Here is a 22204-nt window from a genome sequence, read left to right as displayed (position 1 = left end):
GGGCACTTACTGCGCAGGCAGATGCTCTGGTTAGAGGGGTTGGGATGATTTCAGAATGGGAAATGATTGGCCGTTTGCTGCTGGCAGCGGTGCTCGGCAGCTTGATTGGCCTGCAGCGCGAGCATCAATTCTGGACAGCAGGTTTGCGGACGCACATGTTGGTGGCGACCGGGGCATGCTTGTTTATGACCGTGTCGGCATTTGGTTTCCAACAGGCGCTGACCCAGCCGGGCACGCAACTGGATCCTTCGCGGATTGCTGCGCAAATTGTCACCGGCATCGGCTTTCTCGGGGCAGGGTCGATCATGATGCGCGGTGAAGTGATCAAGGGCTTGAACACGGCGGCTAGCCTGTGGGCAGTGGCGGCTATCGGTATGTCCATTGGCGGCGGCATGTATGTGCTGGGCGTAGCTGCGACCGTGTTGATTCTGGCCATTTTGATTGCCATCGGGCCTATCGAGCACCGCTATCGCGATTATATAAAGGTCCATGTGATCAAGCTGGTGGCCCCTCTTGGGGTGGTGAATCGCCAGAGCCTTGAGGAGTTTCTCGGTGAGGATGCTGCGCGACTCAAGCAGGTGGTGGTTGAGCAGGGGCCGGACATGGGGACCGAGAGCATCACGGTGGAGTTCAAAAGAACCAGCCGGGTTGAGACGGCAGAGCTGTTGAAGCGGATTCTGACCATTCCGGATGTCAGGGAAGAGCAGGCGCCGCATTAATTCAAGGCCTGTTGCCCTGGGTTGTAGCCTGCAAATCAATACCCAGGGAGTGCATCACTTTGATCACGGTTTCAAAGCGGGGCTTGGCACCCGCAGCGAAAGCCTTGTACAAACTGGCACGACCAAGCCCGGTGGCATTGGCTATTTGCCCCATGCCACGAGCTTTTGCAACGTAGCCAACGGCACGGATCAGTTCGTCAGTGTCACCGTCGGCAAGCACTTGAGTCAGGTATTCGCTGATGGCCTCATCGCTGTTCAGCAGCTGTGCCATGTCGAAGGGCAGTAGCGTAGTGGTCATGTTAAATCTCCTTTGCCATTTTATGCGCCTGGCGGATATCGCCAGGCTGTGTGGACTTGTCACCCCCGGCCAGCAAAATCACGATCGAGACCTCGCGCAGGGTGAAATACACCCGATAGCCTGCGCCGATATCAATGCGCAGCTCAGATACGCCATTGCCCACGGATTTGAAGTCACCCAAGTTGCCGGTTGATACCCGGTCAATTCTTCGGGCGATGGCGATCCGTGCACGCATGTCTCTTAAATTCAGCAGCCAATCAGCAAAAATTATGGTTTGCCGTATCTCGTGATTCATCAATGATTGTCTCCATTTGGAGACGATTTGCAAGCCTTGTTGTATGTCAGCATGATTTGCTCCGATGAGTGGTTGCGGCTTGGGTGGTGGTCTTGAAAAAGACTAGCCACCGGCCTTCATCACAGCAGGACAAATATGTGAGCGGCCATGACAAATCATGCCCTTGATGCAGGCGACTACGCGGGCAGGGCCATGGCTGGTGTTTGACGCACTGTCACAGCCCTCGCAGTTGGTGGACACCGCCACCGAACAGCCGCTGGCCTTGATGCAACCGGTGGCTGCGGATGGTCGGGTGATTGGGCCCGGGCAAATCCGGGTAAAAAAATCGAGGTGTGAAGTCTTGAGTCCTGCAGCCGCTGCGGCTTCAGAGTTCACACTCGGATCACGCTTGCACCTGTAGATACTCTGTTGCAGGTCAAGCCCTATTGTCGGAGCGAGCCTGCTCGCGAACGACCTTCGCGAGCAGGCTCGCTCCCACAGTTGCAGTGTTTCTGTAGTCGCTGCTGAGGAACGAAGGCCGCGAGTCAGCTGTTACAGAGCCCTTGACCGGTAACAGAGTAGCTACAGGAATTTCGGTTAAAACTGCATCTCGGGCACATGCTCGGGGACGATCAGTTTGCCGGCGGTTTTGCTGACGATTTCTTCAACACTGACACCCGGGGCACGTTCTTTGAGGATGAAGGCGCCGTTGTCGATTTCCAGATAGGCCAGGTCGGTCAGCACGCGCTTGATGCATCCGGCGCCGGTCAGTGGCAGGCTGCAACGCGCCAGCAGTTTGGACTCGCCGTCCTTGGACGCATGGGTCATGGTGACGATGATGTTCTCGGCACCGGCCACCAGGTCCATCGCTCCACCCATGCCCTTGACCAGTTTTCCGGGGATCATCCAGGAGGCGATATTGCCCTGTACATCGACTTCAAATGCGCCGAGCACGGTCAGATCAATATGGCCACCCCGGATCATTGCGAAGGATTCTGCCGAGGAAAAAATCGACGCCCCGGTGCGCGCAGTCACAGTCTGCTTGCCGGCGTTGATCATGTCGGCGTCGGCTTCACCGACGCGGGGGAAGGCACCCATGCCGAGCAGGCCGTTTTCCGATTGCAGCATGACTTCCATGCCTTCGGGGATGTAGTTGGCAACCAGGGTCGGAATACCGATACCCAGGTTGACGTAGAAACCGTCCTGCATTTCACGGGCGACGCGCTGTGCCATTTGTTCTCGGGTAAGAGCCATTTTTGTTCTCCGTGCTCAGGTTCAAAAGCTTGGGGCAGGGGGGCTGAGGATCAGTCGCGCTCGGTGAGCTGCTCGATGCGTTTTTCAAACGTGCCGCAAATGATCCGGTCGACGTAGATGCCGGGAGTGTGGATCTGCGTCGGGTCCAGTTCGCCGGGCTCGACGATTTCTTCGACTTCGACCACGGTGATCCTGCCCGCCGTGGCGGCCAGGGGGTTGAAGTTCTGCGCGGTGTGGCGATAAATCACGTTGCCGAAGTGATCGGCTTTCCAGCCTTTGACAATGGCAAAATCGCCGGTGATGGACTCTTCCATCAAATAGGTACGCCCTTTGAATTCACGGGTTTCCTTGCCGTCGGCGACCGGGGTGCCGACCCCGGTAGCGGTGAAAAACGCCGGGATACCGGCACCGCCGGCGCGCATTTTTTCCGCGAGCGTACCTTGCGGGGTCAGCTCCACTTCAATTTCGCCGCTGAGCAACTGTTTTTCGAACAGGGCGTTTTCACCGACGTACGAGGCAATGACCTTGCGGATCTGACGGTCTTGCAGCAGTACGCCAAGGCCGAAACCGTCGACTCCGCAGTTGTTGGATACCACGGTCAGGTCACGGATGCCCTGGCGCTTTATCTCGTTGATCAGGTTCTCCGGGATGCCGCACAGGCCAAAGCCGCCAGAGATCACGGTCATGCCATCCTTGAGCCCGGCCAGAGCTTCTTCATAGGACGCCACACGCTTGTCGAAACCTGCCATATGCACCTCTTTTATTGTTCGCCGGCTGTGCTCAGCCATTGGTGATGAGTGTTACTGCGTATCATTGATTTGATAAGTTGATTTTTGCGTCGGATTAATAGATAAAACAAATCAATAAGCCTGAGGCCTGGCCATGACCGTAAAACAAATCCGTGCCTTTCTTGCGGTGGCCCAAAGCCTGAGTTTTGCCGTGGCCTGCGAACGTCTGCATTTGTCGCAGTCGGCCCTGAGCCTGACCATCAAGGCGCTGGAACAGGGCCTGGGCGGGCGATTGTTCAGTCGCACCACGCGCAATGTCGCCCTGACCCCGGAGGGCGAGTCGCTGTTGCCGCTGGCCCGGCGTTTGATTGCTGACTGGGACAATGTCGAAGACCAAATGCGCCAGCGCTTCACCCTGCAGCGCGGGCGCGTCACCCTGGCCGCCATCCCGTCGTTTTCGGGCAACTTGCTGCCGGCCATTGTGAAAAATTTTCGCGCGCGGCATCCCAAGGTCAACGTCACGGTCAACGATGTGATCAACGAGCAGGTACTGGAGATGGTGCGTGACCGGGAGGTGGAGCTGGGTGTGGCCTTCGAGCCGGCAGGCGCTTCGTCGCTGACGTTCACCCCGCTGTATCTGGACCGTTTTGTCGCCGTGGTGCCCCGTGACTCGGCACTGGCCGGGCTTGACTTGATCGACTGGCAGACCCTGCTGGAACAGCCCTTTATCACTCTGCAACGACCGTCTGCAGTGAGGGTGCTGCTGGAAGAACACTTGCAGGCGCGGCAGATGAAATTGCCGGTTGAATTTGAAAGCCATCAGTTGGCCACGGTGGGCCGCATGGTCGCCAGCGGGCTGGGCGTGAGCGTGGTGCCGGCCCTGTGTGCCGAACAGATGCGTGAGCTGGGAGCCTGCTGCATCACCTTGCATGAGCCGGTGGTGGAGCGGGCCATTGGCGTTTTGACCAAGCCAGGCCATGAGCTTTCGTCGGCGGCCCAGGCGATGTTCGACAGCTTGTTGGAAAGAACCTGGTAATCGCGGTTGTGGGAGCGGGCTTGCTCGCGATGGCATCGACGCGGTTCAACCGCTATACCGCGCCGCCTGCATCGCGAGCAAGCCCGCTCCCACAGATGAACCGCTAGGCCTCGCGTCCGGCTTTGTGCCCGGCGCTGATTGCGCCTTCGATATAGCCGATACTGTGGCAGTCGCCGATGCTGCTGGCGCTCAACCCCGCTCGGGTCAGTTCGTCGAGCAGTCCGGTATCGGGCTGGGCGCCGATGGCAAGTACCACGGAGTCGGCGTCACTCTGCGCCGAAGTGCCATCGGCCAGTTGATAGCGCACGCTGTGGCCGTCGATCGCCGTAACGCTGGCCCCGGTGATCAACTCGCCGCCATGCACACGAATTTCATGCAGCACCCGCCAGCGCCGCACAATGGCCAGCTCCCGGCCCAGGTGAGTACCGCTTTCCAGTACGGTGACCTGACGTCCGCGGGCAATCAAAAATTCCGCCAGCTCCAGGCCTACCAGGCCGCCACCGATAATGGTCACGCGCTTGCCCAGCGGCATCCACACCCGCGACAGTTTTTCCATGGCTTCACGGCTATCAGTCACGCCAGTCAGGCTGCCGGCCTTCATCAGTGCACGCTGGGTGAAGGACAGTTTGCGTTTGGCTATTTCTTCAGCACGGTCACCCGTCATCAAACGGCGCAGTTCGTCGCCACTCCAGACATGGTCCTGATCGGCGCCGGGGATGGCCGGTGCAGCACGTTCTGCACCTACGGCCACCAGCACCTGATCGGCACCCAGGTCGCGCAGCAGGGCAGGGCTGGCCAGGGTGTTGAGGCGGATATCAATCGCCGACTGCTGCACCTGCACCTTGAGATTTTCCAGCAGGCGGGCGTTTTCGGCATAGGCGAGGCCGGCGAAAAACAACGTGCCACCGAGGCGGTCGCTGCGCTCGAGCAGGGTCACGCGATGGCCGCGTAACGCGGCGATGCGTGCGGCTTCCATCCCGGCAGGCCCGGCTCCCACCACCACCAGATGCTTGGGTGTGGCAGTGGGGCCGATGACGTATTCGAACTCATGGCCGGTCATGGGGTTGACCGCGCATTTGACCCGCTCGTTGATAAAAATCTGGCTCACGCACACGTAGCAGTAAATGCACGGGCGGATACTCGCTTCCTGGTCGTTGAGCAATTTGTTGGGCAGGTCCGGGTCGGCGAGGAACTTGCGGGCCATGGCAATGAAGTCGCAGTCGCCGCGCTTGAGGGCGGCTTCACCGACCTCCGGCTCGATCCGCCCCACGGCAATCACCGGGACTTGCACGCTACGCTTGAGCGCAGCGGTCCATTCCAGATACCCCCCAGGCTTGTGCACCAGTGGTGCCTCGGTAAACACCACGCCGCTGGTGATGCGCGCAGTGGCCGAAACGCTGACCGCATCTACACCTGCCGCCTCGGCCATGCGTGCCACGGCGATGGCATCCTCAAGATTGATGCCGCCGGGGGTGTGCAGTTCTTCGGCATCCAGGCGCAGCCATACGGCAAATTCATGGCCGACTTTGGCCCGTATTGCAGCGATGATTTGCAGCAGCAGCCGGGCACGGTTCTCCAGCGAGCCGCCGTACTCGTCTTCACGCTGGTTGTAATAGCCGGAGAGGAAACCGGCGATGATGTAGCCGTGGGCCGCATGGATTTCCACACCGTCGAAACCCGCTCGCCTGGCGCGGTCGGCGGCACTGGCAAACCACTCGATCATCTGCGCGATATCGGCGCTGTCCATTACACGGATCGGTGAGCCTTCGGCGCGACGCTTCATGGAGCTGACAAAATTGGCCAGTTCTTCGGGCGTCAGCGCGGCCATCATGTCGCTTTGCAGCACCGGTGGCACCGAGGGCACCCATAGTTGCCGGCCTTCGGCCATGTCGCGCACTGCCGTCTTGCCGGCGTGCTGCAACTGCATGGCAATTTTTGCGCCGTGCTGGTGGACGCGCTCGGCGAGCCGGCTCAAACCGGGGATAAAGTCATCGCTGGAAACGCCGACCTGGAATGGCTCGGCGGTCCCGGCCGGAAACGCCACCGAGCACACACCCATGATCAATAGCCCGGCGCCGCCACGGGCGCGGGCTTCGTAATAGGCCTGAATGCGCTCGCCACACTGGCCATTGGCCTCGGCGAAGTTGGAGCCCATGGGCGCCATGATGATGCGGTTGCGCAGTTCAAGAGAACCTATGCGACCGGGTGCCAGTAACTGAGGGTATTTTGTCATTGTTATTTCAGCCCGAGCGGGTGTCTGGAAGGGCTACGGCCGCCCGCAGGCAGCCGCAGGTCATGCAGGTATACGGTTAGCCGCGCAGGAACTCCAGGCACGCCTTGTTGAACATGTCGCGGTGTTCGACCTGTACCCAGTGGCCGCACTGATTGAGCATGATAAAACGCGCATTGGGAGCGTGGGTCAGCACTTTAAGCGCGCCGGATGCGGGGTTGAAATTGTCGTCGGTGCCCCAGAACCCGAGGATCGGTGCCTGCAGCTCTTCAAGGCGCTCGGTCATGTTGGGCACCATCATGGTGCTGAACAGATTGCGCGGCTGATGCACGGCCACGGCCACGCGCTCGGCCAGCAGGTTGTCGTCCAGTAGCGCGGTGTCGAACAGTTGCAGGCTCATGATCCGGCGCATTTGCTCGATGCCCAGCGGGCCTGCGTTATACAGCTCGACCATGCGCTGGATGCCGATCATCTTGAAGTAGGTTTCGCGCTCTTCAACACCGCCTGGCGCCATGAGAATCAGTTTTTCGACGCGCTCCGGCTCAGCCAGCGCCAGGCCCAGGGCAATCGCACCGCCCAGGGAATTGCCGAGCAAGGTGGCGCGCTTGACCCCCACTGCCTTGAGAAAGCCCGACATGGCGTTGACGAAGAACGCCAGGTCGTAGTTCACATCTTCCGGTTTGTCGGAGCGGCCGAAGCCCGGCAAATCCACCACCAGATTGCGAAAGCCGTTAGCCACAAACTGCGGATAGTTGCCCTTGAAGTTGCTGTAGCCACTGGCGCCCGGGCCACTGCCGTGCAACCACAATACGACCGGGCCGCTGCCCTCGTCGAGAAAGTGCAGGCGCAGGCCGCTGTCCAGTGTCACAAAGTGGCCGATGGGCAGGGGAAGGTCTTGTTCGGTCATCACTCAATCTCCAGTTGTCAGGCAGTGGCCGCGTCAGCCAGCGGTGCTGGGGTCGGGGTCTTGTTCATCAGGTGGTTGCGGTAGCGCGGCAAGGCCATGGCCAGAAACACCGAGGCCAGAACCAGCAGCGAGATACAGGAAGCCAGGGCATAGCGCAGGCCTTCGTTGCCCAGGGTATGGGCAAAGCCGTCACTGAGCATGCCGATCAGCAGCGGCCCGACACCGACCCCGAGCAGGGTCATGGCCATTACAAAAATTGCAGTGGCCTGGGCCAGGCGGGTGGCTGGAAACAGATGGGAGATGGCGCCCAGGCAGGGCGTTGCCCACCAGGTGCCAAAAAAGCTGAATACGCAATAAAACAGAAACGCGGTCGGCATGGGTGTGCTGCCCATATAAAATGCAGTGCCCACTGGCCAGAGGAAATACGCCAGACCGAACGGGATGCTGATCAGCGTGCCCAGCAGCGGCACCCCGATTTGCCAGCCCTTGTCGCGACGCACCAGGCGATCACACAAAATGCCGCAGGTCAGGGTGCCGATGGTTGCCCCGGCACCGCCTGCGACCCCGGCCAGCAGGCCCGCGTCCTGCAGGCTCAGGCTGTGGGAGCGGATCAGGAAGCTCGGGCTCCAGGTGCCGATGGCATAACCGGCAATGGCCGCCGAGCCGCCGGTGCACACCAGCCAGAGAAAGGACGGTGTCTGGAACAACTCGCGAACCGTGACCAGCCAGTGGTCTTGCGCGACCAGATTGGGGCTGACCAGCATCGCCGGCTTGGGTGCCCGCACGGTAAACAGCAGGATCAAGCCGAGCAAAATCCCCGGTGCGCCGATCACCACAAAAGCGAAACGCCAGCCGTAATGCTGGGCAATCCAGCCGCCCAGACCGAGGCCGAAAATCGCCCCCAGACTTGAGCCCAGCATCAATACCGACAGGGCGGTCGAGCGGCGGTCGGGCGGGTAGAGGTCCGAGACCATGGCCATTGACGGCGCGGTGCCCCCGGCTTCGCCGATAGCGACCCCGATCCGGGCGATCACCAGCATGGTAAAGCTGGCGGCAAAGCCGCAGAAAATGGTCATGACGCTCCAGGCAATACAGCTGAAGGCGATGACTTTTTTGCGCCCGATCCGATCGGACAGGCGCCCCAGCGGAAAGCCGAAAAGGGTGTAGAACACGGCAAAGGTCACACCTGAAAGCAGACCTATACCGGTATCGGAAATGCCGAACTCGGCCTTCACCGGTTCGATCAAAATGGCCATCAGCAGCCGGTCTATGTAGTTGAAGATATAGATGGCTGCCAATACGCCCAGTGCGTAATGGGTTCGCCAGGTGGGGCGCAAGGGTATGGACACGACGGGTCTCCCGGTTTTTGTTCTAGTGAGTGAGTTATTCCACGAACCGGCTGGAGGAACATCGTCCATTTAGACCAGCCGGTCATGCACAGAATCTCTCTGGGGATGAAAGCTGTAGATACTCTGTTGCAGGTCAAGCCCTATTGTGGGAGCGAGCCTGCTCGCGAACGACCTTCGCGAGCAGGCTCGCTCCCACAGTTGCAGTGTTTCTGCAGCTGCCGTAGGAACTAGGCTGCTCGTCAGCTGCTACGGTCGTCATCCGCTCTTGAGCTGCTTAGTCCCATCGGACGATGTTCAGCTTTTAGCCGCAGTCAATGATTGCTCCCATACACCGTCCGGGCTTACCGGCGGGCCGACTTCGGGCAGGTGGGAGAACAGGATGAAATTGCTTAACAAAGTGGCGTTTGTAACCGGTGCAGGCCAGGGCATGGGACGAGCGATTGTTCGTCACTTTGCCGAGCAGGGTGCCAAGGTGGTCGCCGCCGACATCAACCTCGATGCCGCGCGTCAAAGTATTGAAGGGCTGGGCGAAAAGGCCCTGGCAGTGTCCTGTAACGTCGCTGACAGCGACTCGGTCGCCACCGCGATGGCTGCCGTGCATGCACATTTCGGCAGCCTCGATGTGCTGGTCAATAATGCCGGTATCGGCTCCATCGATGCCTTCGCACAAACCCCGGACGAACACTGGCAACGAGTGATCGGGGTCAACCTGACCGGGCCGTTTTTCTGCAGCCGAGAAGCGGTGAAGCTGATGCTCGCCGCTGCCACGCCCGGCGTGATTATCAATATCTCCAGCACCGCCGCCCTGACGGGCGAAGGTCCGAGCCATTACTGTGCAGCCAAGGCCGGGGTAATGGGCCTGACCCGCAGTATGGCGCGCGAACTTGCAGGCAACGGCATACGGGTCAACACCATCGTTCCCGGCCCGACCAACACGCCGATGATGGCTGACATCCCGGACGACTGGATGCAAAGCATGCTCAAGGCCATCCCCCTGGGTCGCATGGGTGAAACCGATGAAATCGCTCGCGTCGCGGCCTTTCTGGCCAGTGATGACGCAGCGTTCATCACCGGTCAGAACCTCGCGGTCAACGGCGGCATGGCGTTTATCTGAGTGCCGCGCACAGCAATGGGAGAGCAGATCATGGGTACTCGTTTACAAGACAAAATTGCCTTTATCAGCGGCGCCGGTTCAGGCATCGGCGCGGCCACGGCGTTGCGCTTTGCCGAAGAAGGCGCGCTGGTGGTGCTGTGCGGGCGGCGCATCGAGCCGCTGCAAGCCGTAGCGGCACAGATCCGTGACAGCGGCGGCCGTGCCGAATGCGCGGTGGCCGATGTCAGCAATGAAGCCGCTTATGTCGGCGCCATCAGCGAGACGGCACAGCGCCACGGCCGTCTGGATATTCTGGTCAACAACGCCATGGCCTACAGCTGGGGCGCGATTGACAGCACCTCGACCGCTGACTGGCATTCGAACTTCGCCACCACGGTGGACGGCACCTTTTGGGGAACACGCACGGCCATGGGCCTGATGCGCGCCCAGGGCAGCGGTTCGATCATCAACCTGGCTTCGATCTGCGGGCAGTTCGGTACGCCGTGGATGGCCGGTTACTCGGCGGCCAAGGCCGCGGTGATCAACTTCAGCCGCGCTGCGGCCAGTGAAGGTGCCAGCCACAACATCCGTTGCAACGTGGTCAGCCCGGGTGTGGTCGAGACACCGGCCACGGCAGGCATGCTCACCGATGACAAGACGCGCACCAATACCGAAAAACTGATCCCGCTCAAGCGCGTCGGCCAGCCGGTGGAAGTGGCCAACGCCATTCTGTTCCTGGCCAGTGACGAAGCTTCATACATCACCGGTGCTTGCCTGCCGGTGGATGGCGGACGCAGCAGTGAGCTGTACACGGTATTGGAATAAGGACCCTTTTATGGAACAGAGCGCTTTGTTAGCCCGTCTCGATCGGCTGGAATCGATTGATGAGATCCGCCAGCTGGCTGGTAAATATTCGTTGTCGCTGGACATGCGTGACCTCGATGCCCACGTCAATCTGTTTGCCGAAGACATTCGCGTAGGCCGCGAGAAAACCGGGCGTGCGCACCTCAAGGCCTGGGTCGACGACACGTTACGCGACCAGTTTCATGGCACTTCCCATCACCTGGGCCAGCACCTGATCGAGTTCACCGACCCGGACCATGCCGTGGGCGTGGTGTATTCCAAGAACGAGCACGAGACCGGCCCCGAGTGGGTGACCATGCAAATGCTCTATTGGGATGACTATGAGCGCATGCAGGGGCGCTGGTATTTCCGCCGTCGCCTGCCGTGCTACTGGTACGCCAGTGACCTCAACAAACCGCCGATCGGCACGCAAAAAATGCGCTGGCCGGGGCGCGAACCCTACGCCGGTACGTTCCACGATCTGTTCCCGTCGTGGACCGAGTTCTGGGCCAGCCGCCCGGACAAGGAGCAACTGCCGCAAGTGGCGACAGCGGCTCCGCTCGAGCACTTTCTTGCCACCCTGCGCCGTGGGGCTGGCGCACCGAAAATCCGCGTGCGCTGAGGAAATACCATGAGCATTCTGTTTGAACCCGTGCGCCTGGGTGAGCTTGAACTGGCCAACCGTATCGTCATGGCGCCCATGACCCGCAGCCGCGCCGATCAACACGGGGTGCCGACGGCCGAGATGGTCGAGTATTACCGTCAGCGCGCTTCGGCCGGACTGATTGTCGCCGAAGGCACGGCGCCCTCGGCCAGTGGCCTGGGCTACTGTCGCACCCCGGCGATTTACTCCCCGGCACAAATTGCCGCCTGGAAAGCCGTGACCGATGCAGTGCATGCCGAAGGTGGCCTGATTGTGCTGCAACTGATGCATGTGGGGCGTGCAGCCAGCGCCCACAACAAACCGGCAGGCGCCGCCACGGTAGCGCCGTCGGCCTTGCGCGCCCGCACCCAGCTGTTTACCGACACTGCCGGGATGGTCGATACCGACGAGCCGCAGGCCTTGTCGCCGCACGACATCGAACAGGTCATCGAAGATTACCGCCAGGCCGCACTCAATGCACGCCAGGCCGGTTTTGATGGCGTCGAGCTGCACTGCACCAGCGGTTATCTGCCGATGCAATTCATGGCCTCGGGCAGCAACCGGCGTGAAGACCAGTACGGTGGCAGTGTTGAAAATCGCGTGCGCTTCCCGCAGCAGGTGCTGGCAGCGATGGCTTCGGCTATTGGCCCCGGGCGTGTCGCCTTGCGCCTGTGCCCGGGCAATCCGTTCAACGATATCGATGACGAAGACCCGCTGGCCACCGCAGTTGCCCTGTGCAAGGCCGCCGAGCCGATGGGCCTGGCTTATGTGCATATCATGCGCTCACCGCTGGCGGAACTGGATGCCTTTGCCCTGGCCCAGCGTCATTGCAGCAACGGCCTGATCCTCAATGACGGTTTTGACGGCGAATCGGCACAAGCCGCGCTGCAGGCCGGGCAGGGCGATGCGGTGTCGTTTGCCCGGCACTTTATTGCCAACCCGGACCTGGTCGAGCGCTTGCGCAAGGGCTTGCCCCTTGCCCGCTTCGACCGCAAGACCCTGTACTCACCTGGCCCGGAAGGCTACAGCGATTACCCGCTGGCCGAGGCGGTGGCGCCATGAACGACATGTCCCGCATCAGCACTCTGACGGCAGTCAGACAACAGCCCGTGCCCCGTGATCAGACCCAGGCACTGCTGGATTTGCGTTCTGCGGCCAGCGGCCAGATCAAACCGGCGGACCTGTATACCCTGGCCGACCGTCTTGAAGGGCAGGCCCGTGCATTCCCCGATCGGCCTTTTTTGATCGACGGCGAGCAGCGTATCACCTACGCCGCCGTGGAAGCCCAGGCCAATCGCATGGCCCATGTGTTTTATGCCAAGGGTCTGCGCCCCGGGGATGTGTGCGCGATTGCCATGGAGAACCGTCCGCAGTTCTTCTACAGCTGGTTCGGACTGGTCAAGCTCGGTGTGGTGGTGGCGTTTATCAACACCCAGGTCAGTGGCAAGCCACTGGTGCATGCCTTGCAATCCACGGCGGCCAGGGCGGTGGTGGTGGGCGAAGAATGCCTGGCCAATCTGCTGGGCACTCAAGGTTTGCCCGATGTCCCGCTGTGGCTGGTCAACGATGCACTGAACCCCTTTGACGGCGAGCTGCCGGCCATTGTCGATATTGACTTTGAACAGCACGTCGCCGCTGCCCCGGCCACGGTCTTCGCCCGTGACGTGCGTGCGGCGATTACGGCCGAAACCACCACGCTGCTGATATTTACCTCGGGCACCACCGGCCTGCCCAAGGCGGCACGCTATAGCCATATGCGCTGGTTGTCCTCGGGTGACGTGATGGAAGTCACCCTGGGGGCCACCTGTGACGACGTATTTTACTGCTGCCTGCCGCTGTACCACGGCGCGGCGGCCACTTCGGTGACGTCCACGGCACTGCGCGCAGGTGCGAGCATTGTGTTGCGGCGCAAGTTCAGCGTGCGTGAGTTCTGGCCGGATGTGCGCCGCAACTGCATCACCGTGTTTCAGTACATTGGAGAAATCTGCCGCTACCTGCTCAACCAGCCAGTGGTGACCGGTGAGCGCGAGCACAGTTTGCGCCATATGCTCGGCGCCGGGCTCACGCCTGAATCCTGGCAGCGCTGGCTGGAGCGTTTTGGCCCGATCCAGGTGTTCGAGGGCTGGGGTGCCACCGAAGCCAACGCCAACCTGATCAATGTCGATAACTATGTGGGCTCCTGTGGTCGCGTGCCGGACTGGAGCCGCACCAATCTGCGCCTGGTGCGTTACGACGTGGAAAGCGACAGCCATCCGCGGGATGCAAACGGTTTTTACCAGTTGTGCCAACCGGGAGAAATCGGCGAGGCAATGGGCTTTATCGTTGATCACCCGCAGATAGGCGGTGGGCGTTTCGAGGGGTACACCAGTACTGCGGCCAGCGAGAGCAAGATCCGCCGCGATGTGTTTCAACGTGGTGATGCCTATTGGAGTTCGGGTGATCTGCTGCGTTATGACGACGACGGCTATTTCTATTTTGTCGACCGCATCGGCGACACCTTCCGCTGGAAAAGCGAGAACGTCTCGACCCTGGAAGTGGCCGACACCCTGAGTGATATGCCGGGGCTTGAACTGATCAACGTGTACGGCGTGCAGGTACCTGAACACGAAGGCCGTGCGGGGATGGCGGCGATCTTGATGCAGCCCGGGCATAGCTTTGACCCGCAGGCTTTTTATGAGCTGACGCAAACCCGTTTGCCGCGTTATGCCGCGCCGGTGTTTGTACGGGTAACACTGGCGGCGGACCTGACCAGCACCTTCAAGCTGCGCAAGGTTGATTTGCAGCGTCAGGGTTACGCGCCGCAGTTGTTTGCCGATCCGCTATTTGTGCGCGATGAAAGTAGCCGCACCTATCAGCCGTACTCCCTGCAAGTGCTGGCCCGTAACGGTCTGCTGCCGTTTGCAGGTGCCGGCCATGAATGAACTCGACGCTCAAGGCCATCAATGGCGTGATGGCCTGCGCTACCCCTGGCCACAGGCCCCGGCCAGCGGCCAGGTGCAGGAAGTGGCCGAGGGCGTGCTCTGGCTGCGCATGCCGCTGCCGTTTGGCCTTGATCACATCAACCTGTATCTGCTGCGTCACGGTGACGGCTGGGTGGCGGTGGATACCGGGCTGAACAGCGATCAATGTCGCGCCGTGTGGGAGCAGGTGTTTGTCGAAGCCATGGCTGGCTTGCCCCTCAAGGCGGTCATTTGCACCCATTTTCACAGTGACCACACCGGTGTGGTGGGCTGGCTGGCCGAGCGATTTCGTTGCCCGGTGCTGATGACCCATGGCGAGTTCGAGGCGCTGCACCATGGCCCGCCGCGAGCGACGGCACCGGACTGGGCGTTTCTGGATTTTTATCAAAAGGCCGGCTTCAGCGCCGAGCGCGCGACGGCGTTGCTGCCGCTGATCCAGGGCGAGCACTTTCGCCCGCAACTGGTGGCGGGCTTTACCCGGCTGAACCAGGGCAGCCAGTTGACCATCGGCGGGCGGCGCTGGGAGGTGGTGATGGGGAACGGTCATTCACCGGAACACGCCTGTCTGTATGCGCCGGACGATGGTTTGCTGATCTCCGGCGACCAGGTGTTGCCGCGCATCACTTCCACCATTGCCGTGTATGTCAGCGAGCCTCAGGCCAACCCTTTGCGGGACTGGCTGGACTCGATCGAACGGTTGCGCACGATCCCCGACCACGTACTGGTGCTACCGGCCCATGAACGGCCGTTTTACAACCTGCATCTGCGCCTGGACCAGTTGCGCGACCACCATCGCCAGCACTTGCAGCAGTTGCTGGCAGCGTGCGAACAACCGCGCACCGGGCTGGAAATGATGGCGGTGCTGTTCAAGAAACTGTCAGGCCGTTTCGACGAGCTGATGGCGCTAGGCGAGACGTTGGCGCATGCCAATTACCTTATGGCCGAGGGGGCGCTCGTTCGTGAGGAAGAAGGAGGGCTGCATCGTTATCGACAGGCCCCGACAGGAGTCGTGAAGTTCGACCCGCTTGAGTTGCTTTGAACACAACGCAATGACGCTTGAACCCATCGAAGCGGCCACCGAGTCGCTAATCAGGAGAGGCAGAGTGATCAATAAAAATAACAATAATTGTTCAGGGCAGCGCCCGCACAACTTCCAGGCCAGTGGCCTGGCCGTTGCCGTGGCGCTGGTCTGCAGCCCGCTGTGGGCAGGGGACACCATCGAGTTCGATGACGGCACCACGATTGATTGGTCGGTCACCACCAGCTATGGCATCGGTACGCGGCTGGGCAATCCCAGCGGCCGGTTGATGGGGGTCAACGTCGATGATCCGAACCGCAACTTTGATCAGCACAGCCTCACCACCAACCGGGTGGGCGCGCTGGGCGAAATGATCCTGCGCAAAGACAACTACGGTGCGGTGGTGCGCGCCAGTACCTTTTACGACGATGTGTATCACCGCAAGAATGACAACGATTCACCAGCCACCGTCAACAAATACGGCGACAACGACGAGTTCACCAGTGACACCCGCTACTACAGCGGTGGCCGCACGCGCCTGCTCGACGCTTATGTGTTTGGCGGCTGGCGTTTTGAAAACGACACCATGCTCGACGTAAAAGCGGGTCGGCATATCGAGTCATGGGGCGAGAGCCTTTACTACCCTGGCGTCAACGGCGTGCAGAACCCGTCCGATGCGGTCAAGGCCGCGCAGCCGGGGGTTGAGGTCAAAGAGGTGCTGCTGCCGGTGGGGCAGTTCTCGGCGTCTTACCGGATCAACCCGCAAATTACCCTGGGCGGTTATGTGCAGTACGAGTGGAAGGGCACCGAACTGCCGCCGGTGGGCAGCTTTTTGTCGACTTCCGACGTGATCGGCCCGGGCCGCGAATTTTTGTATATGGGCGCCAACAAGGTGCCTTACCTGGGCACCGACGAGCCGCGCGACAGCGGCCAGTGGGGTGCTCAGGTCCGCTACAGGCCGATTACCGACCTCGAAGTATCGCTGTTCCATGTTGTGTACCACGACAAAAACCCGGCCACTGCGCTGGTGGGCTGGGACCCGATACCGGCAGGCCCCGGTGGCCTGGCTTACAAGGCCAACGGCTACCGGGTCAAATATTTTGAAGACATCAAACTCACCGGTATCAGTGCCACCACCAAGCTTGGCGAGTACCAGCTTGGTGCGGAGTGGTCTTATCGCGACGGTGCTCCGGTGATGGTCAATACCGGTCTGGGCCCGGTGCCGGCCAAGGGTAAGGGCCAACAGTTCCAGTTGTCGGCCATGCGCATCCTGGGGGACCGCCCCTGGGCCAGCCAGACCACCCTGACCGGTGAGTTTGTCACGGTGCGTGCCGACCACGCCGACGAAACCTCTGCCGCGCCGAACCTTGAAGGTGTGGGCCTGTTGCCGTCGCTGGTGCCGTCCGTGCAACCGTCCGATCAGTACACCTACAAAACGGCCACGGCCTGGCGTACCCGCTCTTCGAGCGCTTACACCGTGGGCGCCTCGTTCAGTTACCCGGGCGTATTCCAGGGCTGGGACCTTGAAGTGCCGTTCACCTTCTCCAACGTATTCAGCGGTGCGGCACCGATGTCGGGAACCATTGCCGGGGTGGCGGGGGACAGGCGCCTGAGTGCGGGTACCACCTTCAAATACCTGGGCAACCTGGAAGTATCCCTCAGGTATATCGGGTACCTGGGCTCCCCCGACCCGATCTACCGCCCGCTGGCAGACCGTGACTACGCCACGTTCTCGATGAAATACACGTTCTGACGACTTGCCTGCCCCTGTGTGGGAGCGGGCTTGCTCGCGATACAGGCACTGAGGTTTTGCAGCAGAACCGCGTCGGTGCCAGCGCGAGCAAGCCCGCTCCCACGGAACGGCCTGATTTGCACTTTTAAAGAGAGAAAACCATGGGTCTTAAAGGTCATGCCGCCATTGTTGGCAGCGCTCAGTACAAACCGGAGAAATACGCCACGGCCCCGCGCATGTTCCATCTGGAACAAGTGGCTGACCTGGCGGCCCGGGCGTTACAGGATGCCGGCTTGCAGGCATCGGATCTCGATGGGCTGGTGATCAATGGCCCGCATTTTCATGAAGCCTCAGTGTTCGTCCCGGCCATGGCCGCCGAGTACCTGGGCTTGCGCCTGAATTTTGCCGAAGTGGTCGACCTTGGCGGCTGTACCTCGGTGGGCATGGTCTGGCGCGCTGCCGCTGCGATTGAGCTGGGTTTGTGCCAGGCGGTGCTGTGTGTGCTGCCCGCACGCATGGCGCCCATGGGCCCGGATGAAGACGCCAGCTGGATGGCCCGGGCCATGCGCTTTGGCGGCCACAGCACAGCGTTCGGTGCACCTGAAGCCGAGTTCGACTTGCCGTATGGGCATATGGGCCAGAACACCGGCTACGCGATGATCGCCCAGCGCTATGCCGCGCAATATGGTTATGACCCGCGGGCACTGGCAAAAATCGCGGTCGATCAGCGCACCAATGCGCAGTACAACCCAGAAGCGATGTTTTACGGCCAGCCGCTGACCATCGAGCAAGTGCTGGCCAGTAAAAAAGTTGCCGACCCGCTGCATGTACTGGAAATCGTCATGCCGGTGGCCGGTGGCGCCGCGATGATTATCGCCTCCAAAGAGGTGGCAGCACGGGCGCGCAAGCGGCCATCGTGGATCACCGGCTTCGGCGAGCACCTGGCGTTCAAGTCGCCGTCCTATGCCCAGGACATGCTGCACACACCTATCGGGCCTGCCTCGCAGCGCGCATTCGCAATGGCCGGGCTCAAACCGGCCGATGTGGATGCGGCACAAATTTACGACTGCTACACCATCACCGCCTTGCTGACCCTGGAAGACGCCGGTTTTTGCGCCAAGGGCGAAGGCATGAACTTTGTCCGTGAACACGACCTGACCTGGCGCGGCGATTTCCCGATGAACACCCACGGCGGCCAGCTCAGCTTTGGCCAGGCCGGCGCGGCGGGGGGGATGAGTCAGGTGATCGAGGCGGTGACGCAAATTGCCGGTGAAGCGGGCGAGCGCCAGCTCAAACGCTGCGACACGGTATATGTCTCAGGCACCGGTGGGGTGATGAGTGAGCAGGGCGCATTGATACTTCAGGGAGCATAAATCCGATGTCGAACAACAAACCAATGCCGGTTCCGACCGAGATTTCTGCACCGTTCTGGGAAGGCCTGAAGGCCGAGCGCCTGCTGATTCAGCAATGTGAACGATGCAGCCACTGGGTGTTTTACCCGCGCAGGCACTGCCCGGCGTGCTTTACCCATGCCCTGACCTGGCGTGAAGTCAGTGGTGGCGCGACGCTGTACAGCTTTACCGTGACCCGCATCGCGACCCTGCCGGACTTTGCTGATGAAATGCCGCAGATACTGGCGGTGGTCGAGCTGGATCAGGGTGTGCGCATCAATACCAATCTGGTCGGGCTGGACGAGTCTGAAGTCAAAGTGGGCATGCGCCTGCAACCGGTATTTGCCGAGGTCGATGCCAAGGGCAACCGGCTGCTGCGTTTTACCGGGCTGGACAAGGATGCCGAGGCGTTGAAGACGCTGCGTACGGTTGAGCAACCGGTGCCAGAAACCGCAGTGCCAGTGCGCCAGATTGCCCTGGATGACGAAGAGGGCCTGCAGGCGCTGGTCAGCGACGAGTTCAGCCCGTGGAGCAACCAGGTGGTGGTCGATCAGGGCCTGATTGGCAGCTTTGCCCAGTTATCCGGGGATGATTACTGGATCCACACCGATCCGGAACGTGCGCGCAAGCAAAGCCCGTTTGGCGGGACCATCGCCCACGGTGCGCTGGTGCAGATCCTGCAGTCACGGATGAAACTCAACCTGGGTTATGAGATCACCGGGTTCACCAATATGGTCAACTATGGTTCGGATCGCCTGCGCTTCCCGGCACCGGTGCCGGCGGGCTCGACCATCCATGCGCGGGCCCGGGTCAAGCGGGTAGAGCGGGTCAGAAGCGGTACTCAGCTGACCCTGGAACTCAATACCCATGTGCTGGGCAGCGAGCGGCCGTCGGTGATCAATGAACTGGTGATTTTGTATATGTGATGCCCTGTGGGAGCGGGCGTGCCCGCGATGCTATCGACGCGGTTTTAATGACACGCCGCGCCGCCTGCATCGCGGGCAAGCCCGCTCCCACCGGTTTAAGGCGCCCCACCCGAGCGCTTTAGTCTCAACGGACGATGAACCCCACCCCCATCCTTCCCATACTCCTCCAAGCCAATAAATACAGGCATTGAGGAGCAGGCACATGATCGACATTCGTGGTTTGAGCTACTTCGTTGCAGAATCTGCAGATCCCGTTCAATGGCAGCGTTACGCCGAAGACGTGCTCGGGATGATGGTCAGCGAAGCACCCGCCGGCGGCTTGTACGTGAAGATGGATGAGCGTCCGTATCGCATGCTTATCGTGCCGGGCGGTGAGTCGCGGTATCTGGCTTCCGGTTGGGAGCTGGCCGGCGAAAAGGCTTTCAACGCCGCGATCGAAGTGCTGGATCAGGCCGACGTCAACTGGCGCCTGGGCAGCGCCGAACAGTGCGATCAGCGCGGTGTGCAAGCACTGCTGCACGTCACCGACCCTTCAGGTAACCGCCATGAATTGAGCTGGGGCCATCGCTCCGATTGCCAGCCCTTTGTCTCGCCCCAGGGAGTGCCGGGTTTTGTCACCGGTGATATGGGCCTGGGCCACACCGTACTGCCCGCGCCAAATTTCGATGCCACCCTGGCGTTTGCCAAGGATGTGCTGGGCTTTGAACTGTCGGATATTTTCAACTTCCGTCCCGACCCTTCGGCACCACCGATCCGCATCCATTTTCTGCATTGCAAAAACAGCCGTCACCACAGCCTGGCCCTGGCCGAGTACCCGGTGCCGTCCGGCTGCGTGCATGTGATGGTCGAGGTCGAGTCGATGACTGAAGTGGGCCGCGCCCATGACCGGCGCATCGCGCATGACGTACAGCTGTCGGCCACCCTCGGCCAGCATCTGAATGACCGCATGACCTCTTTCTATATGAAAACCCCTTCAGGTTTTGACCTGGAGTATGGCTATGGCGGCTTGCTGGTGGATTGGCAGGACCACAGCGCTTTTGAATTCACCCGGGTAAGCCTGTGGGGCCATGACTTCTCCGCAGGACAGTCGTAAGGAGCACTACATGAACAAGCAAATGACAGCGGCAGACGTGGTCGGCCAACTGCGCGACGGCATGACCATCGGCTTCGGCGGCTGGGGCCCGCGGCGCAAGCCCATGGCGATCGTGCGCGAGATCCTGCGTTCTGACGTCAAGGATCTCACCGTGGTCGCCTATGGCGGTCCCGAGGTCGGCATGCTCTGCGCTGCCGGCAAGGTCAAAAAACTGATTTTCGGCTTTGCCACCCTCGATGCCATCCCGCTCGAAGCCTACTTTCGCAAGGCCCGCGAGGCCGGAGAACTGGAGCTGATGGAACTGGACGAGGGCATGCTGCAATGGGGCCTGCGGGCCGCCGGCATGCGTCTGCCGTTCTTGCCGACCCGTTGTGGCCTGGCCACCGATGTCAGCCGCCTGAACCCCGGGATCAAGCAGGTGCAGTCGCCCTATGCGGATGGCGAGGTGTTGCTGGCCATGCCGGCGCTGAATCTGGATATCGCCTTTTTGCACGTCAACGTTGCCGACCGCCTGGGCAATACCCTGGTAACGGGCCCCGATCCTTATTTCGATCATTTGTATGCCCGTGCCGCCAAACAGTGCTTTGTCTCCTGTGAGCGGATCGAGGAGCGCTTGAACCTGGATGCTGCCCAGGCCCGCTTCAACACCTTCGAACGTTATCTGGTCAGCGGCGTGGTGCATGCACCCTTTGGTGCGCATCCGACAGCCTGCCCGTCCGATTACGGCTGGGACCTTAGCCACTTGAAACGCTACAGCGCCAGCGCTGCCGAAGAAGGTGGCTGGGAAGGTTATGTAGCCGAGTTTGTGACCCCGGGCGAAAGCGCCTACCAGGCCAGCAATGGCGGGGTCGATCGATTGAGCGCTTTGCCGCTGCCCGTGTTTTGAGGAGTGTGGACATGACTGCTACTTGCGAATTTACCCTGGCTGAACTGTTGATCGTGGCCGCCTGTGAAGCCTGGCGCGGTAACGGCGAAGTGATTGCTTCGGGCCTGGGGGTAATCCCGCGCCTGGGCGCGAGCCTGGCCAAACTGACCCATAGCCCGGAACTGTTGATGACCGACAGCGAGGCATTTCTGGTGGAAGAGCCTATTCCCCTGGGGCCGCGTGGAGATTTTGTACCGCGTTATTCGGGTTATCTGTCGTTCGAGCGGGTGTTCGAGTGCGTGTGGGGCGGGCGTCGCCACGCCATGATCGGTCCGACCCAGATCGACCGCTGGGGCCAGACCAACCTGTCGTGCATTGGCGACTACCAAAAGCCCAAGGTGGCAATGCTCGGGGTGCGCGGTTTGCCGGGCAACAGCATCAACCATATCAACTCGTTCTTCGTGCCGTCGCACAACACCCGGGCGTTTGTCGCCGGGGAAGTGGACATGGTCTCGGGTGTCGGCTTCAAGCCCGAGCGCTGGGAAGAGGGCATGCGCAGCGACCTGATGGACATCCGCCTGATCGTCACCGACCTGTGTGTGATGGACTTCGGCGGACCGGACCGGGCCGTGCAGGTGCGTTCCCTGCATCCGGGCGTGAGCTTTGAAGAGGTACAGGAGAAAACCGGTTTCCCGCTGCTCAAGGCCGCCGACCTCAAGCAGACCGTGGCGCCGACGCCGGAGCAACTGGCGCTGATCCGCCGCCTCGATCCCCATGACTATCGCGCCTCTGCGCTCAAGGGCAACCCGCCCGGCATTCGTCAGGCCTGATGGCCAGGAGTTCAT

The 22204-nt window shown here is 61.1% G+C and carries 22 protein-coding genes; 15 read left to right on the top strand and 7 right to left on the bottom strand.

Translation table 11 applies throughout. The features are described from left to right. Nucleotides 1-44 precede the first annotated feature (44 nt). A complete protein-coding gene (locus tag FHL07_RS02480) occupies nt 45-719 on the top strand; it encodes an MgtC/SapB family protein (RefSeq protein WP_095000434.1) in 675 nt (224 codons plus the stop codon). A 1-nt stretch (nt 720) separates the two neighbouring features. Here the strand turns inward: FHL07_RS02480 and FHL07_RS02475 are convergent, their stop codons facing one another. After that, a complete protein-coding gene (locus FHL07_RS02475; protein WP_095000433.1) occupies nt 721-1017 on the bottom strand; it encodes an addiction module antidote protein in 297 nt (98 codons plus the stop codon). A gap of 1 nt (nt 1018) precedes the next feature. Then, the gene (locus FHL07_RS02470; RefSeq protein ID WP_095000432.1) at nt 1019-1312 is read right to left on the bottom strand and encodes a type II toxin-antitoxin system RelE/ParE family toxin; all 294 of its coding nucleotides are present in this window, start codon (nt 1310-1312) and stop codon (nt 1019-1021) included. A gap of 157 nt (nt 1313-1469) precedes the next feature. Between FHL07_RS02470 and FHL07_RS23760 the strand changes: the two genes are divergently transcribed. Next, a complete protein-coding gene (locus FHL07_RS23760; protein WP_238705490.1) occupies nt 1470-1712 on the top strand; it encodes a hypothetical protein in 243 nt (80 codons plus the stop codon). Nucleotides 1713-1888: 176 nt separating this feature from the next. On the opposite strand, the gene FHL07_RS02460 is transcribed toward FHL07_RS23760, so the two are convergent. Further along, nucleotides 1889-2545 (bottom strand): CoA transferase subunit B, encoded by a 657-nt coding sequence (locus FHL07_RS02460; RefSeq protein WP_095000431.1) that lies wholly within the window; start codon nt 2543-2545, stop codon nt 1889-1891. 50 nt (nt 2546-2595) lie between these two features. After that, nucleotides 2596-3294 carry a CoA transferase subunit A gene (locus tag FHL07_RS02455; RefSeq protein ID WP_095020044.1) on the bottom strand — a complete coding sequence of 233 codons (699 nt, stop codon included), beginning with the start codon at nt 3292-3294 and terminating at the stop codon, nt 2596-2598. A gap of 133 nt (nt 3295-3427) precedes the next feature. Between FHL07_RS02455 and FHL07_RS02450 the strand changes: the two genes are divergently transcribed. Next, on the top strand, nt 3428-4309 hold the full coding sequence (locus FHL07_RS02450; RefSeq protein WP_095000429.1) for a LysR family transcriptional regulator: 882 nt from the start codon (nt 3428-3430) through the stop codon (nt 4307-4309). 103 nt (nt 4310-4412) lie between these two features. Here FHL07_RS02450 and FHL07_RS02445 read toward each other — a convergent pair whose 3' ends face one another. The 3 genes from FHL07_RS02445 to FHL07_RS02435 form a co-directional block, all read right to left on the bottom strand. Next, the gene (locus FHL07_RS02445) at nt 4413-6542 is read right to left on the bottom strand and encodes an oxidoreductase (RefSeq protein WP_095018046.1); all 2130 of its coding nucleotides are present in this window, start codon (nt 6540-6542) and stop codon (nt 4413-4415) included. A 76-nt stretch (nt 6543-6618) separates the two neighbouring features. Continuing rightward, complete coding sequence (locus tag FHL07_RS02440; RefSeq protein ID WP_095000427.1) at nt 6619-7446, bottom strand: alpha/beta fold hydrolase; 828 nt, start codon at nt 7444-7446, stop codon at nt 6619-6621. 17 nt (nt 7447-7463) lie between these two features. After that, nucleotides 7464-8795: a spinster family MFS transporter gene (locus tag FHL07_RS02435; protein ID WP_138738052.1), complete on the bottom strand. Its 1332-nt coding sequence runs from the start codon at nt 8793-8795 to the stop codon at nt 7464-7466. Between the two features lie 379 nt (nt 8796-9174). Here FHL07_RS02435 and FHL07_RS02430 point away from each other — a divergent pair, with 379 nt between their 5' ends. The 12 genes from FHL07_RS02430 to FHL07_RS02375 all read left to right on the top strand — a co-directional run bounded on the left by FHL07_RS02430 (nt 9175) and on the right by FHL07_RS02375 (nt 22189). Continuing rightward, complete coding sequence (locus FHL07_RS02430; protein ID WP_095000425.1) at nt 9175-9909, top strand: SDR family NAD(P)-dependent oxidoreductase; 735 nt, start codon at nt 9175-9177, stop codon at nt 9907-9909. A 30-nt stretch (nt 9910-9939) separates the two neighbouring features. Further along, the gene (locus FHL07_RS02425) at nt 9940-10713 is read left to right on the top strand and encodes an SDR family NAD(P)-dependent oxidoreductase (RefSeq protein WP_095000424.1); all 774 of its coding nucleotides are present in this window, start codon (nt 9940-9942) and stop codon (nt 10711-10713) included. A gap of 10 nt (nt 10714-10723) precedes the next feature. Then, nucleotides 10724-11353 (top strand): nuclear transport factor 2 family protein, encoded by a 630-nt coding sequence (locus tag FHL07_RS02420; RefSeq protein ID WP_095000423.1) that lies wholly within the window; start codon nt 10724-10726, stop codon nt 11351-11353. A gap of 9 nt (nt 11354-11362) precedes the next feature. Next, entirely contained in the window at nt 11363-12436 is a 1074-nt protein-coding gene (locus FHL07_RS02415) for an alkene reductase (protein WP_095000422.1), read from the top strand. Continuing rightward, nucleotides 12433-14295, top strand: coding sequence for a long-chain-acyl-CoA synthetase (locus FHL07_RS02410; protein ID WP_138738051.1), 1863 nt, complete (start codon nt 12433-12435; stop codon nt 14293-14295). Before FHL07_RS02415 ends, FHL07_RS02410 begins: the two co-directional genes overlap by 4 nt. Continuing rightward, nucleotides 14288-15373, top strand: coding sequence for an MBL fold metallo-hydrolase (locus tag FHL07_RS02405; protein ID WP_095026492.1), 1086 nt, complete (start codon nt 14288-14290; stop codon nt 15371-15373). The genes FHL07_RS02410 and FHL07_RS02405 overlap by 8 nt, the downstream gene beginning before the upstream one ends. A 64-nt stretch (nt 15374-15437) precedes the next feature. Then, nucleotides 15438-17105, top strand: coding sequence for a DUF1302 domain-containing protein (locus FHL07_RS02400; RefSeq protein WP_095023571.1), 1668 nt, complete (start codon nt 15438-15440; stop codon nt 17103-17105). Between the two features lie 140 nt (nt 17106-17245). Further along, the gene (locus FHL07_RS02395; protein WP_095000418.1) at nt 17246-18457 is read left to right on the top strand and encodes a thiolase family protein; all 1212 of its coding nucleotides are present in this window, start codon (nt 17246-17248) and stop codon (nt 18455-18457) included. A 5-nt stretch (nt 18458-18462) separates the two neighbouring features. Beyond that, nucleotides 18463-19401 (top strand): bifunctional OB-fold nucleic acid binding domain-containing protein/MaoC family dehydratase, encoded by a 939-nt coding sequence (locus FHL07_RS02390; RefSeq protein WP_138738050.1) that lies wholly within the window; start codon nt 18463-18465, stop codon nt 19399-19401. A 202-nt stretch (nt 19402-19603) separates the two neighbouring features. Next, nucleotides 19604-20494 carry a VOC family protein gene (locus FHL07_RS02385; protein ID WP_095000416.1) on the top strand — a complete coding sequence of 297 codons (891 nt, stop codon included), beginning with the start codon at nt 19604-19606 and terminating at the stop codon, nt 20492-20494. 10 nt (nt 20495-20504) lie between these two features. Further along, the gene (locus FHL07_RS02380) at nt 20505-21380 is read left to right on the top strand and encodes a CoA transferase subunit A (protein ID WP_095000415.1); all 876 of its coding nucleotides are present in this window, start codon (nt 20505-20507) and stop codon (nt 21378-21380) included. A gap of 11 nt (nt 21381-21391) precedes the next feature. Then, nucleotides 21392-22189, top strand: coding sequence for a CoA-transferase subunit beta (locus tag FHL07_RS02375; protein WP_138738049.1), 798 nt, complete (start codon nt 21392-21394; stop codon nt 22187-22189). Nucleotides 22190-22204 lie beyond the last annotated feature (15 nt).

It is taken from the genome of Pseudomonas sp. FSL W7-0098 (assembly GCF_005930585.1).
GTDB lineage: Bacteria > Pseudomonadota > Gammaproteobacteria > Pseudomonadales > Pseudomonadaceae > Aquipseudomonas > Aquipseudomonas bubulae.
This window is presented reverse-complemented; position numbering and strand designations above follow the sequence as displayed.